Below are 16,517 nucleotides of genomic sequence, written 5' to 3'. Positions count from 1 at the left end.
ACCTCGACAAAGTTACAGCGTGTAATCATATTCGACGCCCGGAATCTCCCGGTCGAACAGCGTGCGGTAGAGTCCTTGCAGCGTCTGCAGCGTGCGCTCGCCCTGAATCCGGAGGTGCGTGTATTTCACGGCGTATTGGGCGGTTTGAAACAGCAGGAAATTCCGGTTTCGGATATAACCCGGCAAATCCTTTTCCCGCTGCAGCCACTGCACCAGCTTGCCGCGAAGCTCGCGGGCCGTTTCCTCCAGCTCCATCCGGCATTCCTCCAGATTGGCATTCGCTTTCTCTTGATCCTCTTTACTCAAACGGCCGCCGACTTCTTTCTTGAATTGGAAAGCATGGAGCTCTTCCTCTTTGGCGAGCCAATGCTTCGCAATCTGATCGTAACGCTTAAGCGGCAGCTCCCGCTCCGTCTCCTGCTTCAAGGCGTCCTGGAATACCTTCTGAAAAAGCTCCCGCAATGTCCCGTAATCCTCCGGGAGGTCCCAGAGCATATGAGGGGTATAGACCGTATCCCAAACGCCGACCTCCGTGCGTCCGTTCAGCGCGGCCGACGTTTTCCAGACATGGCCTATTTTCCTCCAGCGCCGGTCGGACAGTACGAATTCCTTTTCTTCCATCCCGCTCTTCAACTGATACAGCATGTAAATCAGCGGTTCCGGTATGGTTACTTCTGCTGCCGCTCTCCGTACGGTTTCAATATCGCGCAGGGAAAGCAGCGGGGGCAGGGGATCATTCGGGATCTGGAACATACGTTCGTAACTGGACATTTGCTTTAAATACCCGACCTCATACCGGATCAGGAACCGGTCGTACAGCGCCGCAAGCTGATCGTTTTCCTCCGGAAGCTCGTTGGAGGCCGCCATGAGGAACAGCAGGGGCACCTGCTCTTTGGTCTGGCCGTTAAAAAAGATGCGTTCGTTCAAAATCGACAGAAGTGCATTCAGTATTGCGCTGTTCGCTTTAAATATTTCATCCAAAAAGGCAAAATCCGCCGCAGGCAAATACCCGTCGGTCTGCCTTATATTGGTCCTGCTTCAGCTGTCTCAAGGAGACCGGCCCAAATATCTCGTCCGGCGTCGTAAAGCGGGTGAGCAAATATTCGAACCACCGCCCGCTGCCGAACAACTGGGAAACTGCTCGCGCCAGCTGGGATTTGGCTGTACCCGGCGGACCGACCAAGAGCGCGTTCTCGCCGGCCATGAGTCCCAGCAGCAGCAAACGGATCAGCTCCTCCCGCTCGAGAAAACGAGACTCTAATTGGCCGATGGCTTCTTCCAATTTATTTTGAATCGTCTGCATTTCATTCATAATCAGCGTAGTACCTCCTTCGGCCTTGTCACCCGGTATTTCTTCATTATTGTATCAGAGCGGACCATTTTTCTCTAATCGGCCAAGGATTTTTATTCCAATGGGGTTCATGGTACAATAGAGAAGTCAGATTCCATGCCGATAAGGAGAGGATAACATGTCAGTCTACGATTTCTCAGCCAAAACTATTGACGGAACAGAAAAGTCTCTCGCGGATTACAAAGGCAAGGTGCTATTGATCGTCAATACGGCCAGCGCTTGCGGATTAACCCCCCATTATAAAGGGCTTCAGGCGCTTTATGACAAGTACAAGGATCAGGGACTTGTTGTTCTCGGGTTTCCATGCAACCAGTTTGGCGGCCAGGAGCCAGGCACGGAAGAAGAGATTAAATCGTTTTGCGAGTTGAAATATCAGGTCACGTTCCCGATGTTCGCCAAAATCGACGTCAAAGGGGAGAACGCTCATCCGCTTTACACTTATTTGGTAAATAACGTTCCTGCAGATAGCCGCACCGGGGATATTGAGTGGAATTTCGTCAAGTTTCTGGTGAATCGTGACGGAGAGCCGGTCAAGCAGTTCTCGGCCCGTACCGAGCCTGAGGCGCTTGAAGAGGACATTAAAGCGCTGTTGAGCAAGTAAATTTACTTCCTGGAGGAACAGTCTGTCTTGCTGCGATTGCAGGGCGGGCTGTTTTTTAACACATTTTTCATAATGCTGAAGGGAGATCTAAAAAAAATACCTTTTTCTCAGCTTCAAAAGGGTCTATAATAAGCAAGAGTGGATATACCAGCTCATACTATGCAAACGTGTGCGACAGGGAGAATCCGATGGATTTCCCTGCATGATGAAAGGAGGCTGGAACTGGCAGTCATGGAGCAGCAAATAGAGCAAAAATATGAAAAACTTGGGGACATTCTCCGTTCTATGGACAAAGTCGTAGTCGCATTTTCCGGCGGTGTTGATAGCGCTTTTTTGTTGAAGGCGGCATTGGAATTTTTGGGTAAAGACCGTGTGCTTGCCATTACGGCCGATTCCGAAACGTATCCCGAACGGGAAAAGCATGAAGCGATCGCGCTGGCAAGCGAGCTGGGAGCGTCGCATGAAGTGATTCATACAAGTGAACTGAACATACCCGGATATGCGGAGAATCCGACAAACCGCTGTTATTTTTGCAAAAACTCGCTGTTCGATCATTTGATTCCGATTGCAGAGGCGCGCGGCTACAAGCATGTCGTATTCGGCGCCATTGCGGACGACTTGGGCGAACACCGCCCGGGACTGCAGGCCGCACATGAACGAGGCGTCCGCGCGCCGCTGCTTGAGGCGGGGATCAAGAAATCGGAGATCCGCCATTTGTCCCGCAAATTCGGATTGAAAACATGGGATAAGCCGTCCTTCGCCTGCTTGTCCTCGAGAATACCTTACGGCGAGCTGATTACGGCTCAGAAGCTTTCCATGATCGATCAGGCGGAGGATTTTCTTATTCAGCTGGGCTTCCGTCAAGTACGCGTGCGTCAGCATGACACGCTGGCACGGATTGAAGTGCCGGCCTCCGAGCTGGCTGAGGTACTGGCCGTCGCGGAGACGGTGCATGCCAAGCTTAAGGAAATCGGCTACGCTTACGTCACCTTGGATTTGAAAGGCTACCGCTCGGGCAGCTTGAACGAAGTGCTGCCGCAGGAGCAGCAAGCCGTTCAAGCAGCGGGGCAATAGGAGGCTAAGTGATCATGGGGAAACCGAAAATATATATAGCTAAACCGGTGCAGCCGGAAGTATTGGCATATCTGGAGCAGCACTGCGATTGCAGAATGTGGGACGGGCAAGGCACGGCTTCGCGCCAGGCCTTGCTGGCCGAGCTTTCGGACGTGGAAGGACTTCTGGCCACCGGCGTTCCGATCAATCAGGAGCTGCTGGATCATGCTCCCAAGCTGAGAGCCGTGAGCAGCATATCGGTCGGATATAACCACTATGATATCGAGGCCATGAAAGCACGGGGCGTTCTCGGCATGCACACGCCGACCGTGCTTGACGATACGGTTGCCGATCTCGTGCTGGCGCTCATGTTATCCGCCGCGCGCCGGGTCCCTGAGCTGGATGCGTTCGTGAAGCAAGGAAAATGGCAGCGGGGCAAAGGACTTACCGATGACATCTTCTTCGGTATGGACGTCCACCACCGCAAGCTCGGAATCATCGGCATGGGCCGCATTGGCGAGGCCGTCGCCAAACGGGCTGTCAACGGCTTCGATATGGAGCTGTTATACTACAACCGCAGCCGCCGTCCGGAGGCCGAGGAGCTTTACGGTGCAAAATACAGCAGCCTGGAAGATCTGCTGAAGCAGTCTGATTTCGTCGTATTGATGACGCCATTGACGCCGGAGACGGTTCATTATATTCGTAAAGAGCATTTTGAAATGATGAAGCCGACGGCCTTCTTTATCAATGCTTCCCGCGGCCAAACCGTGGACGAACAGGCATTGATCGAGGCGCTTCAAACCGGCCGGATTCGCGGGGCCGGCCTTGATGTATTCGATCCGGAGCCGCCTTCACCGGATAACCCTCTGCTGAAGATGCCTAACGTCGTGACGCTTCCGCATATCGGCTCGGCCACAGCCGTTACTCGATTTGACATGGCCATGCTGGCCGCGAAGAATCTGGTGTCGGCGCTGACCAGTGATTCTCCTTCGAATGTGGTGAAGGAGCTGCGGGAACTGGTGAAGGCGTAGTTGTAGGAAACGGTTTGGCGGAATTAATTACCATGTTTTGGAAAATCCTGAGAAATCAGGATTTTTTGTTGCTCTACTAAATACGACAAAGATTCAGCATTTCCAGCATGTGTGTTTGGTGGATATATCGATCAATTCGTTTTATTGAATCTCTATTTACATTTTTGTGAAAAGCGCTGGGATGCTGATGTATAACAAAACCTAGATACATTGTCAAGTGCGATGTCTAAAGTTACAATAGAATTATTGAATTTTTAAGTAACGAGGTAAATGAGGATGAATCGGTCGCTCTATTCCCGGAAAGCAACGCTGTCCATGAAAATAACTGAATTTGAAGTGCCACCCATGCAGGACTTGCTGATTATCGGCAGAAAAGCTCCGGTTGGGCCTGAAGCCGTCCGCCGTATGGCCGAAGCGTTGTCACCGGATCAGTTTGTCATTATAAAGGTTGAACACCCTAAAATTGAGGCGGTACTGGTTCGTAAGACATTATTTGAAATGTTGGACAAAGACCTTCTGATGTCAATCGTTTTGGAGGAAGCGGAAGGCCTCATTAACGAAACGATGGTGCTTCGCTCGGAACTCAAGGTGGCTATTTCTGTTCAACGGGAGGTGGAGCTTCATTGAGAGTGGAGGAAATAATGAATGTTTCAGTCATGACGATTTCTTCCGACAAAAGTCTTGCTTACGTTGCGGAACGGATGAATGAGCATCGAGTAGGTTCTTTTCTTGTCATCGATCACGGGATTACGGTAGGTATTATCACTTCACTTGATGTCCGATCCGCGCATCCCAACCGGATCGTTGCAGACGCCATGTCCACCGAACTGATCACAGTTCCCCGAACGTGTTTTATTTGGGATGCCATCCAGCTTATGGATACACATCGAATTGAACGTCTGGTTGTCAAAGACGGAAGTGAGGTTTGCGGAATGGTGACACGCGAAGCGCTCAAAAGCGCTTTAAGTCAGCTTATCGACCCATTAACCGGTTTGTACCGTCAAGCATACATACATGCCGTGGCTGAACATTTCATTGAAAACAAACAGGCGTTCCAGGTACTATTTATCGATTTGGATCGATTCGGAGATATCAATAAACAGTATGGTCATCCCGTCGGAGACGATTTGCTGGTTTACTATGCCAGAAGGCTAAAGGAAACCTCGGAAGAAACCGACTATCTATGCAGGTATGCAGGAGATGAATTTGTTGTCGTATCTCTTCGAGATGAAGAAAGGGCATTATTATTGGCGGAGAATTTATCCGAAGAAATAAGGATTGGACATATTACAGTAAGTGCCTCCGTAGGGGTCTTTCTTGGAAGCAAAGATAGGGAGAAACTGTTTTCGCTCTCCTTCCGAGAAATGATTACTCGAGCAAGCTTATTTTCTACGGAGATTAAAAAACGATGCTTCCTGGATTCTGCTAACCGTAAGACGGTATTTGAAATATAACCTAAGTTATCGTATTTAGCAGAAAATGAAATGCATATCGCCCATACAACAATCATGCGATAGATTATCCGTTTGGGCCGGAATTAGTATTCATTGCTGGAATTGAAGTCATACATATGATAAGAAAAGGGCAGGTTGAATGCCATCATTCGTCTGCCCTTTCTAAAGCAAAACGATTCATCGCTCACCCTTGCTTAAAAAATAAAGCCAATCTTACAAAATAAACGCTTTGTAAGATTGGCTTTTGTTTTTGAGACTTTTCTCGAAACACTTTTACAACTAAGTTTGTTTTTTTCATTTAAACGAAGTCTTAATAATAAAAAAAAAAAAAAAATTGTCCTATGATAAGAAAATTGATTTCGAACTACAAAACAAAAGTATCATTTTGTTAAATTCAAAAGGGAGATAGCGTTCTGTCAAACGGAGTAAAATCGAATCCTATCGTTTGATAGTACCGGTGTGTGACCGTCCTTCATCCTGCCGCTCGATCAAAAGGATCGATCTCTCGGATGATAGATTCTCGACTCGGAAATATCCGATCATGTCAGAGCATCTGTGTATACCGACGCGGATGTTCAAATCTACGTCAGTACCAGATATGCACCATAGCTCAAAAATTCTATTTGATCCTCCTTCTAAAGATGATTGATGTCACTTTATAGAAATCATACCGTAGCTTCCCCTGTCAAGAAGATCCAGGAGTTTTACAATACTTGTAAAGGAAGTTATCTAAGAGGAGGAGAATTTCACGGGTATGATATCCTGTTGGAGTGATTTGCTTCGGCAAGTACGTTTGGGTATCAAGATAGTTTGAAGTTTTTTTTCATAAAATCATAAACGAGGACTACGAATGCAGCAGATTACCGATGAAGAATTACTAAAGTTATTAAAGAACAGTGAAAGTGGATTGATGCCGGCGATATTTCCTATGGGATGATTGTCGATAAAGTGTCGGAAGTGGCGCGAGTTCCCAATAATCTTTTTTACCAACCTCATCATGTGATTCCATATGCCGAAATGCAGTTTATACGTCAATTTGCCCATATCAATGAAGGGAAACAGGTTGTTATGACTCTTGACCCATACAAGATAGTACCCTGTAACGATTTGAAAGCATTTCGCTTTGAGAATCAGGTATGCGGAGAAAACGGAAACGTTTCTAACCAAGCAAGGCTGCGGAATTTATATTTGGATCAGGAGCAGATTGTAGCTTTTAGAATAGATAACGAAGAATATGGCATAAACATCGATTTTGTATGTGAAGTGATCAATATTGATGAAATTTACAGCTTCCCCGGGGCTCCCGACTTCATCGACGGAATGGTAAACCGAAAAGGGGATATCATGCCTGTTTTAAATTTGAGAACATTTTTTGGGATAACTTCAATAAGAAAGAGTTCTTTTTCCAAGCTTTTGGTTGTTGAATACCAAAAAGAACGTATAGGTATCATTATCGATTCCGTTACAGAAGTCATTATGGTTCATAGGGAGCTTCTTGAAAATTGTACCGGAGCGTTAGATGCCGGGAATAAAAAGAAGTATATCCATGAAATTGCGAAATTGAACGAAGGGCAAAGAAGCATTCTGATTATTGATCTGGCGGCGGTCCTTGATTTTGCCATCGGATAAGAGTAAAGAATTTTTTGTTTTTTCAAAGCAGTCGCTTACTCGATCTGCGGATGTCTTTATGGTTCGGTATCCAAGTCTATGATTAATTGCAGGGAGGCTTTAATATGGAAAAAAGAAACTCTTTTTGAGGAGTGGATCCGTGAAACGAATTTATCCGAATATGTCCAACAGTGGGTAAAGCAGTGGGACAGGGAATGGTTGGTGCGTATTGTGGCACAACATTTCACTTTCACACGGACGGATCCGTCGACACCGCAAAATTAACCCCTCCCGAAAAGCCTCAGCTTCAGTTCCCGGGCAGCTGTTTTGTGAGAATACGGGTTCATGCTCACCGGCGCTTTCAGGTGAATAATTGCCATATAAATGGGTAAATTATGCAGGAAAACAAAGCATGGTTGGTAACACCTGTTTAAAAAAAGCGTTCAAATCAAGGTGGTCGAAATGAAATCCGATATCCCAAGCCAGATGTTGTCCGAAGATCTATCCGTCAATGAAAAAAGCTTGAAAGAAATATTTCGGAATTGTACTGACGTTATATTTCGTCCGATAGGATTAAACGACAATAAACATCTATTGCTGATTTATGTCGATGGGTTATGTGATACCAAAACACTGGAAGAAGTTGTTTTAAAACCGCTCCTTGAAGGGATTCTTCAAGATGTTAGGTTTGTCATCGATGAGAGGCTTATTGCCGTTGCTCAAGTTCAAATGGCTTCATGTTTGAACGATCTGGTGGATCATGTTCTAAAAGGCGATGCGGCTATTCTTGTGGATGGAGAAAACCAGGCCATTATAGCTGATTTGAAAGGATTCGATAAGCGGGGTATTGAAGAGCCGACTACAGAAAGCACTGTTCGTGGGCCGCGGGACGGCTTTACTGAAACGCTTCGGACCAATACGATGCTTATACGCAGGAGAATTCGAAGTTCAAAACTCAAGATGGAAACCTATTCGGTTGGAAAATTCTCAAAGACGGATATTGTCATTGCCTATATCGAGGGGATCGTGCAGGATGTCGTGCTCGAGGAAGTTCGCAAGAGAATCAAACGCATACAAATCGATGGGGTAGTGGATTCCGGTTATATCGAGGATTTTATTGAAGATCTTCCTTATTCCCCCTTCCCTCAGGTGCAAAATACCGAGCGGCCTGATATTGCATGCGCGGGACTTCTCGAAGGAAAAGTGGCCATCATCATAGATAACACTCCATTTACATTGCTTGTTCCCATGACGTTTTGGGCTGGACTTCAAGCGTCGGAGGATTATTACGAGCGGTTTATATTACTACCTTCGTTCGTTGGCTTCGTTATTTATTGTTAAACATTGCTTTATTTCTTCCCTCGCTATACGTAGCAACCACTACATTTCATCCACAGCTCATTCCAACCAATTTGTTAATCAGCATTGCCGCTGCCAGAGATGGGGTACCATTTCCTGCTGCTGTTGAAGCGCTGATGATGGAATTTATGTTTGAAGGATTGCGCGAAGCGGGCATTCGACTTCCCAAACCGATAGGTTCAGCTGTAAGCATTGTAGGTGCGCTTGTTATTGGACAAGCTGCCGTAGAAGCAGGGATTATTTCTGCACCTATGGTTATCGTCGTGGCAACGACAGGGATAGCATCGTTTGCTATCCCGCGATACAATCTTGGAACAGCTTATCGGCTGCTTCGCTTTCCGATGCTCATCTTGGGGGGGACCCTTGGACTGTTTGGCATAATGATTGGAGCGGTTTGCATATTAATCCATCTAGTTTGTCTGAGTTCGTTTGGAGTTCCTTATATGAGTCCGTTAGCTCCGCAGATCCCGGCAAACATGAAGGATGTATTAATACGTGCGCCGCGAAGGAGTCTGCAATATCGCCCTTCTTTAGTGAGCGGACGCAACAAAAAACGAATTCCAGAGAATCAAAAACCAGGCTCAGGAACAGAGGAATAAGTAGAATGAAAAAGAAGCTGTTGATTCTATTAAGCTTGCTTTCCATTGTGATAACAGGATGCTGGGACCGTAAGGAATTAAACGATCTTGCCATTTTACTTGGATGGGGCATGGATTTATCCGAAGATGGAACTTATTTCGGAAGCGCTCAGTTTATTTTGCCTTCTAAGTTAGGGCTTGCTGAAAAATCAAAAAATCCTTATCTCACAAGGGTTTAGAGGCACTTTTGTCGAATTCATCTGCAAAGAAAACACGGAAAATCGGTAAAAAACCTTGCAGATGGAGTGAGCGAAAGTGTTCGTGCTGAATCGAGATATGGCAGACTTGTTGGAAAACTTCTATTTGCCCTTTGGCGGAAAATTAAATCCAACCAATCGGTGGGTGCAGCTTGCGGCGATCATCCCTTGGGACAAAGTAGAAGAGAAATATGTGAGCTCTTTCAAGTCCCCAGCCATCGGCCAAAAGGCGTACTCGGCACGTATCGCCCTTGGCTCGCTCATCATCAAGGAGCGCCTTGGTTTAAGCGACCGCGAGACCACCTTACAAATCCAGGAAAATCCATATTTGCAGTTCTTCTTGGGCTACACCGCGTATGTCGATGAAGTGCCGTGTCTATGGTAACTTAAAAACAGGCCAGCAAAATCATTGAAAAACCGGCCACAACCGATAAACCTACTTGGAGAGAAAATCAACAAGTAGGGGCTGGGAGAGAATGATCGCGATGAACACGATGCAACAAATATTAATGATGCATATTCATGAGGGGAGGTCGCGCCGGGAGATTGCAAGATTGACAGGGATCCATCGGGAGACGGTTGGGAAGTACATCAGGCAATATGAGGAAAGGAGACAACAGCTACTAGCTGAGGGGAACAACTCGGTGGATATCCAAGCACTGATTGATGCCCTCACTACCGCGCCCAAGTATACAGTCGGAATTCGACCCAAACGAAAACTGACCGACGAAATGACAGCTAAGATTCAGGCTCATCTGGATGAGAACGAAGTAAAGCGAAGCCAAGGGCAACGCAAACAGCAAAAGAAGGCGGTAGATATCTTCGAGGCACTAGAAGCCGAAGGTATCCAAATCAGCTATAGTACTGTTCTTCGGACGGTTCGTAGTTTGGAACGAAAACCAAAGGAAGCATACATAAAGGCACTGTATGAGCTTGGGGACATTTGCGAATTCGATTGGGGTGAAGTGAAGCTCAAAATTAATGGAAAGTTTCAAACTTTTCAGATGGCAGTCTTCACATCCGCATATGGGAATTACCGTTTTGCATACCTGTTCACCAAGCAAACGACGGAATGCTTCCAAGAAGCACATGCCCTGTTCTTTCAGCATATCGGCGGTGTGTATCGAACCATGGTGTATGACAACATGAAAGTCGCGGTGAAACGGTTCGTCGGAACGGATAAGGAGCCGACACAAGGATTACTCCAACTGTCGCTTTATTACGGCTTTCAATTCCGGTTTTGCAATATTCGCAGCGGCAATGAGAAAGGACATGTGGAACGCAGCGTAGAAGTCGTGCGTCGGAAAGCCTTCGCCTTCCGGCACGAATTTGAATCGCTTGAAGAAGCGAACCAATATTTACAGGAGGTGTGCACTCAGCGCAACCAAAAGCCGCAAACCGAGAATAACGGCCAGACGGCGAAGGAACGACTGGAAGAAGAACGCCCCACCCTTTTGCCTTCCCCGCCCCCGTTTGACGCAGCCCGTGTACTTTACGGGCGGGCGGATAAATACGCGACGATTATGGTGGACCAAAATCGTTACTCCGTACCAGATCATCTGGTTGGAGAATCGATCATGATCAAGGTGTACTCGACCCGAGTGCTTTGTTTTCACCAAGAAACGAAAGTAGCGGAGCATGTACGGTGTACCGGCAGCCATGAGTGGCGGCTGGACTTGAACCATTATTTAGATACGCTAAAGAAAAAACCTGGTGCATTCGCCGGTAGCGCGGCGTGGCAACAGGCTCCCAAAAAGATAAAAACAATCTACGAAAGGTATTATACCAGACGCAACAAGGAATTTGTACAACTATTGCAATATATTCGAGATGATGCCAGTTTCGCGGAGATCGAGCAAGCTATTCAGGAATTGGAGTGGATCCACCCAGCCCATGTAACCACGGATAAAATTAAAGTGCTATGTGCCAAAAACCGAGATCTGGCGCCGGTGGTTCGGACGACACATTCGGAAACCGGCCAAGAGATTGCGGAGCGATCAGTTGAGCATTTGCGCATGTACGATGAATTGTTTGATACTAGGCCGACAGAAACGAAGGAGGGCGCTGCATGAGCCACTCGCCGCGCAAGGCGTTGAAGGAAATGATTCTGGAATACAGCAAAGAATTGCGGCTCCCGATGATTCGTAAGCATTTGGAAGAGCAAATTCAGGAAGCGACTCAACGGGACGCCAGTTACGAAGAATTTCTGACGCAACTTCTCGAAAAGGAATGCGATGCCCGTCGGGAAGCGTCCCGGTACAACCGAATACGGTTGGCGGAATTTACGCACAAAAAATATCTCGAAGATTTGGTTGTCGGGGACTTGCCGGAAGATGCACAGAAGAAGTTAAAACTGTTGAAAACGCTAGATTTTATCCGAGAAGGGCGCAACGTAATTCTGTCCGGAAACCCAGGGACTGGAAAAACGCACATTAGCATCGGGTTAGGTCTGAAAGCTTGCCTGGAGGGTTACAAAGTATGGTTTACAACCGTCCCCCTGCTCGTGAACCGGATCAGGGAATGCCGGTCGGAACAGACTCTACGTGCATTCCAGAACCGTTTCGAGAAGTATGATCTGGTCATAGCTGATGAGATGGGTTACATCTCGTTTGATAAAGAAGGGTCTGAATTATTGTTTACCCATCTGTCACTTCGGGCTGGACGTAAATCGACGATCATTACGACCAATCTGTCCTTTGAACGATGGGGTGAGATTTTTCAAGATCCGGTGATGACCGCTGCGATGATTGACCGGCTGACGCATCAGTCTTACATCGTCAACATGAACGGAAATTCATATCGCATGAAAGAAACAAAGGAGTGGTTGCAAAAACAGCAGTTGGCGTAGCTTTTATTTTTATGCCGCGTGGCCGGAAATTAAATGATTATGTGGCCGGATTTTCAGTTGACAAATACAGTGCCGTTTCATCACTCCCTGCTCACGCATTTTCGGGAACGGCTCGGCTTGGAAATCCTAGCTGAAGTCAATGACTGGATCGCCCAAGCCGCGCTGCAAGCAGATCGAGAGGCCGAGGCGAAACCGAAATCGTCCAAGCGAGATCGCGATGACGACGACAACGACGCGGGTGGCTCGCAGCTCACCATGGAGGTAGGGGACGCTTTCTCCATTCCCGAGGAGCCCCCTGTTGTGGCGAAGAAACCCCGCAACATGGCGAAAAAGCTACACGTCCTGCCACCTACAGCCGCACCGACAGCGGAAGTCATGAACAAGGGCACCCTCATGCTGGATGCGACATGCGCGCCTGCGGACATCAAGTATCCGACTGACTTGGGGCTGCTGAATCACGCCCGTGAAATCCTGGAAGACATCATCGACGTACTGCACCGTCCCCATGTCGGAGCGATGGAGAAGCCGCGCACGTACCGCGAGAAAGCCAGAAAATCGTACCTGAGTGTTTCCAAGCAACGCAAGGCATCGGGCAAGGTGATCCGCAAAGCGATCAAAAAGCAACTTGGCTACGTGGGACGGAATCTGCGGATTATTGAAGCCCTCGTGAAGTATACGCCTCTCACGGAACTGAGCAAAAGACACTATCGCCAGCTTCTGATCATCTCGGAGCTCTACCGTCAGCAGCGCGAAATGATGGAGAAGAAGACACATATCGTCGCCGATCGCATCGTGAGTATCGAACAGCCGCATGTACGTCCGATGGTTCGAGGCAAAGCTGGAGCGAACGTGGAGTTCGGCGCCAAAATCGCCGCCAGTCTGGTGGACGGTTACGCTTGGATCGAAACGGCACAATGGGACAGCTTCAACGAGGCAACCACGCTGCAAGCATCGGTGGAAGCGTACAAACAGCGATTCGGGTATTATCCCGCCGTCATTCTAGCCGATAAAATCTACCGCAATCGAGACAACCTGAACTATTGCAAAACGCTAGGGATTCGCCTTAGTGGCCCGAAGCTCGGCAGACCCTCGAAAGAGCAAAGTGAAGTCGCCGATCGTCGGCAAGAGCGCCAGGACGCTGTACAGCGTAATGCGATCGAAGGAAAATTTGGAGAAGGCAAGCGCAAATTGGGCCTAGGTCGCATTCGGGCGCGTGGCGCCGAAACCAGTTTGACCGTCATCGCCCTTCAGTTTCTGGTCATGAATCTGGAGCGGCGACTGCGTGTTCTCTTTTTGCATTTTTTCAGACTGCTTGGGTTTAGAGACTTACGTTGGGTGTAAATGGAACGAATCTTGTTCAGCAAGCCCTAAGTTAAGCAGTGACGGAAAAAGCGGACCGGAAAAAGCCTATTTTATTGAAACGGCAAAGGGAAAAAATTTAATGGATGTATCTCGAAGAATTCAAAACAAGCTTTCCCGAACCGTCTTCGGCGGTCACCGAAGGTCGATTTTTATCGGAGAAAAATTGGCCAGGCATGGGATCTCAAAACTGATTGATGAATACAGCAGAAATCCGGATGTCAGACTTAGAAGCGATATATTTGTTGTTAAAGGGGAGACGGCTAACCATTTTTTAAACGTTTCTTACCCGTTTGAGAAGGTACCTGCCATCGCTGCGCATAAAATTCGTCTGGAAGCCGTTTCCGCAACCACAACCTTAGCGGATTTTCTTATGGCAGCAAGTGGCGATGAGGAAAGTCCGACAGTACCGACGGTTGAAATTGTCCGGAATAAAGACAGTTCAGCCATTCGGCTTGGCGGCAGAGCTATTTTTGATGAAAAACTAAACTTGATCGGATATTTGAGTTATAAATGTCTATGGTAACTTAAAAACAGGCCAGCAAAATCATTGAAAAACCGGCCACAACCGATAAACCTACTTGGAGAGAAAATCAACAAGTAGGGGCTGGGAGAGAATGATCGCGATGAACACGATGCAACAAATATTAATGATGCATATTCATGAGGGGAGGTCGCGCCGGGAGATTGCAAGATTGACAGGGATCCATCGGGAGACGGTTGGGAAGTACATCAGGCAATATGAGGAAAGGAGACAACAGCTACTAGCTGAGGGGAACAACTCGGTGGATATCCAAGCACTGATTGATGCCCTCACTACCGCGCCCAAGTATACAGTCGGAATTCGACCCAAACGAAAACTGACCGACGAAATGACAGCTAAGATTCAGGCTCATCTGGATGAGAACGAAGTAAAGCGAAGCCAAGGGCAACGCAAACAGCAAAAGAAGGCGGTAGATATCTTCGAGGCACTAGAAGCCGAAGGTATCCAAATCAGCTATAGTACTGTTCTTCGGACGGTTCGTAGTTTGGAACGAAAACCAAAGGAAGCATACATAAAGGCACTGTATGAGCTTGGGGACATTTGCGAATTCGATTGGGGTGAAGTGAAGCTCAAAATTAATGGAAAGTTTCAAACTTTTCAGATGGCAGTCTTCACATCCGCATATGGGAATTACCGTTTTGCATACCTGTTCACCAAGCAAACGACGGAATGCTTCCAAGAAGCACATGCCCTGTTCTTTCAGCATATCGGCGGTGTGTATCGAACCATGGTGTATGACAACATGAAAGTCGCGGTGAAACGGTTCGTCGGAACGGATAAGGAGCCGACACAAGGATTACTCCAACTGTCGCTTTATTACGGCTTTCAATTCCGGTTTTGCAATATTCGCAGCGGCAATGAGAAAGGACATGTGGAACGCAGCGTAGAAGTCGTGCGTCGGAAAGCCTTCGCCTTCCGGCACGAATTTGAATCGCTTGAAGAAGCGAACCAATATTTACAGGAGGTGTGCACTCAGCGCAACCAAAAGCCGCAAACCGAGAATAACGGCCAGACGGCGAAGGAACGACTGGAAGAAGAACGCCCCACCCTTTTGCCTTCCCCGCCCCCGTTTGACGCAGCCCGTGTACTTTACGGGCGGGCGGATAAATACGCGACGATTATGGTGGACCAAAATCGTTACTCCGTACCAGATCATCTGGTTGGAGAATCGATCATGATCAAGGTGTACTCGACCCGAGTGCTTTGTTTTCACCAAGAAACGAAAGTAGCGGAGCATGTACGGTGTACCGGCAGCCATGAGTGGCGGCTGGACTTGAACCATTATTTAGATACGCTAAAGAAAAAACCTGGTGCATTCGCCGGTAGCGCGGCGTGGCAACAGGCTCCCAAAAAGATAAAAACAATCTACGAAAGGTATTATACCAGACGCAACAAGGAATTTGTACAACTATTGCAATATATTCGAGATGATGCCAGTTTCGCGGAGATCGAGCAAGCTATTCAGGAATTGGAGTGGATCCACCCAGCCCATGTAACCACGGATAAAATTAAAGTGCTATGTGCCAAAAACCGAGATCTGGCGCCGGTGGTTCGGACGACACATTCGGAAACCGGCCAAGAGATTGCGGAGCGATCAGTTGAGCATTTGCGCATGTACGATGAATTGTTTGATACTAGGCCGACAGAAACGAAGGAGGGCGCTGCATGAGCCACTCGCCGCGCAAGGCGTTGAAGGAAATGATTCTGGAATACAGCAAAGAATTGCGGCTCCCGATGATTCGTAAGCATTTGGAAGAGCAAATTCAGGAAGCGACTCAACGGGACGCCAGTTACGAAGAATTTCTGACGCAACTTCTCGAAAAGGAATGCGATGCCCGTCGGGAAGCGTCCCGGTACAACCGAATACGGTTGGCGGAATTTACGCACAAAAAATATCTCGAAGATTTGGTTGTCGGGGACTTGCCGGAAGATGCACAGAAGAAGTTAAAACTGTTGAAAACGCTAGATTTTATCCGAGAAGGGCGCAACGTAATTCTGTCCGGAAACCCAGGGACTGGAAAAACGCACATTAGCATCGGGTTAGGTCTGAAAGCTTGCCTGGAGGGTTACAAAGTATGGTTTACAACCGTCCCCCTGCTCGTGAACCGGATCAGGGAATGCCGGTCGGAACAGACTCTACGTGCATTCCAGAACCGTTTCGAGAAGTATGATCTGGTCATAGCTGATGAGATGGGTTACATCTCGTTTGATAAAGAAGGGTCTGAATTATTGTTTACCCATCTGTCACTTCGGGCTGGACGTAAATCGACGATCATTACGACCAATCTGTCCTTTGAACGATGGGGTGAGATTTTTCAAGATCCGGTGATGACCGCTGCGATGATTGACCGGCTGACGCATCAGTCTTACATCGTCAACATGAACGGAAATTCATATCGCATGAAAGAAACAAAGGAGTGGTTGCAAAAACAGCAGTTGGCGTAGCTTTTATTTTTATGCCGCGTGGCCGGAAA

At 47.7% G+C, this 16,517-nt stretch carries 12 protein-coding genes and 4 pseudogenes; 15 read left to right on the top strand and 1 reads right to left on the bottom strand.

The window, feature by feature from the left end; translation table 11 throughout:
* Nucleotides 1-12: 12 nt before the first annotated feature.
* Nucleotides 13-1,312, bottom strand: a pseudogene (locus EXW96_RS04590) (AAA family ATPase).
* Nucleotides 1,313-1,469: 157 nt separating this feature from the next.
* On the opposite strand from EXW96_RS04590, the gene EXW96_RS04585 reads away from it, so the two are divergent.
* From EXW96_RS04585 to istB (EXW96_RS04515), 15 genes and pseudogenes are all read left to right on the top strand, one after another.
* A complete protein-coding gene (locus EXW96_RS04585) occupies nt 1,470-1,952 on the top strand; it encodes a glutathione peroxidase (protein WP_054819420.1) in 483 nt (160 codons plus the stop codon).
* Nucleotides 1,953-2,183: 231 nt separating this feature from the next.
* Nucleotides 2,184-3,026 (top strand): ATP-dependent sacrificial sulfur transferase LarE, encoded by an 843-nt coding sequence (larE, locus tag EXW96_RS04580; protein ID WP_137669696.1) that lies wholly within the window; start codon nt 2,184-2,186, stop codon nt 3,024-3,026.
* A 14-nt stretch (nt 3,027-3,040) separates the two neighbouring features.
* Complete coding sequence (locus EXW96_RS04575) at nt 3,041-4,036, top strand: 2-hydroxyacid dehydrogenase (RefSeq protein WP_054819421.1); 996 nt, start codon at nt 3,041-3,043, stop codon at nt 4,034-4,036.
* A gap of 276 nt (nt 4,037-4,312) precedes the next feature.
* Nucleotides 4,313-4,663, top strand: a complete 351-nt coding sequence (locus tag EXW96_RS04570) for a hypothetical protein (protein ID WP_235594294.1) — start codon at nt 4,313-4,315, stop codon at nt 4,661-4,663.
* Between the two features lie 14 nt (nt 4,664-4,677).
* Entirely contained in the window at nt 4,678-5,490 is an 813-nt protein-coding gene (locus EXW96_RS04565; RefSeq protein WP_174349985.1) for a GGDEF domain-containing protein, read from the top strand.
* 948 nt (nt 5,491-6,438) lie between these two features.
* Nucleotides 6,439-7,119, top strand: coding sequence for a chemotaxis protein CheW (locus tag EXW96_RS04560; RefSeq protein ID WP_174349984.1), 681 nt, complete (start codon nt 6,439-6,441; stop codon nt 7,117-7,119).
* Between the two features lie 441 nt (nt 7,120-7,560).
* Nucleotides 7,561-9,056, top strand: a pseudogene (locus EXW96_RS04555) (spore germination protein).
* Between the two features lie 5 nt (nt 9,057-9,061).
* Nucleotides 9,062-9,274: a hypothetical protein gene (locus tag EXW96_RS04550; RefSeq protein WP_174349983.1), complete on the top strand. Its 213-nt coding sequence runs from the start codon at nt 9,062-9,064 to the stop codon at nt 9,272-9,274.
* A gap of 97 nt (nt 9,275-9,371) precedes the next feature.
* Nucleotides 9,372-9,665 (top strand): annotated as a pseudogene (locus tag EXW96_RS04545) (transposase); the annotation flags it as partial.
* A gap of 103 nt (nt 9,666-9,768) precedes the next feature.
* Nucleotides 9,769-11,364, top strand: coding sequence for an IS21 family transposase (gene istA, locus EXW96_RS04540; RefSeq protein WP_155615814.1), 1,596 nt, complete (start codon nt 9,769-9,771; stop codon nt 11,362-11,364).
* Entirely contained in the window at nt 11,361-12,140 is a 780-nt protein-coding gene (gene istB / locus EXW96_RS04535) for an IS21-like element helper ATPase IstB (RefSeq protein ID WP_174349575.1), read from the top strand. The genes istA (EXW96_RS04540) and istB (EXW96_RS04535) overlap by 4 nt, the downstream gene beginning before the upstream one ends.
* Before the next feature lie 45 nt (nt 12,141-12,185).
* Nucleotides 12,186-13,481 (top strand): annotated as a pseudogene (locus EXW96_RS04530) (IS5 family transposase); the annotation flags it as partial.
* Nucleotides 13,423-14,025 carry a Ger(x)C family spore germination protein gene (locus EXW96_RS04525; RefSeq protein ID WP_174349982.1) on the top strand — a complete coding sequence of 201 codons (603 nt, stop codon included), beginning with the start codon at nt 13,423-13,425 and terminating at the stop codon, nt 14,023-14,025. The pseudogene EXW96_RS04530 and the gene EXW96_RS04525, both read left to right, overlap by 59 nt.
* Before the next feature lie 91 nt (nt 14,026-14,116).
* Nucleotides 14,117-15,712 (top strand): IS21 family transposase, encoded by a 1,596-nt coding sequence (gene istA, locus EXW96_RS04520; RefSeq protein ID WP_155615814.1) that lies wholly within the window; start codon nt 14,117-14,119, stop codon nt 15,710-15,712.
* The gene (gene istB, locus EXW96_RS04515) at nt 15,709-16,488 is read left to right on the top strand and encodes an IS21-like element helper ATPase IstB (RefSeq protein ID WP_174349575.1); all 780 of its coding nucleotides are present in this window, start codon (nt 15,709-15,711) and stop codon (nt 16,486-16,488) included. Before istA (EXW96_RS04520) ends, istB (EXW96_RS04515) begins: the two co-directional genes overlap by 4 nt.
* The last annotated feature ends 29 nt before the right edge of the window (nt 16,489-16,517 follow it).

The organism is Paenibacillus sp. JMULE4 (assembly GCF_013337105.1).
GTDB classification, from domain to species: Bacteria; Bacillota; Bacilli; order Paenibacillales; family NBRC-103111; genus Paenibacillus_G; species Paenibacillus_G naphthalenovorans.
Note: the sequence above shows the minus strand (reverse complement) of the source record. Positions and strands in the feature narration are given on the sequence as shown.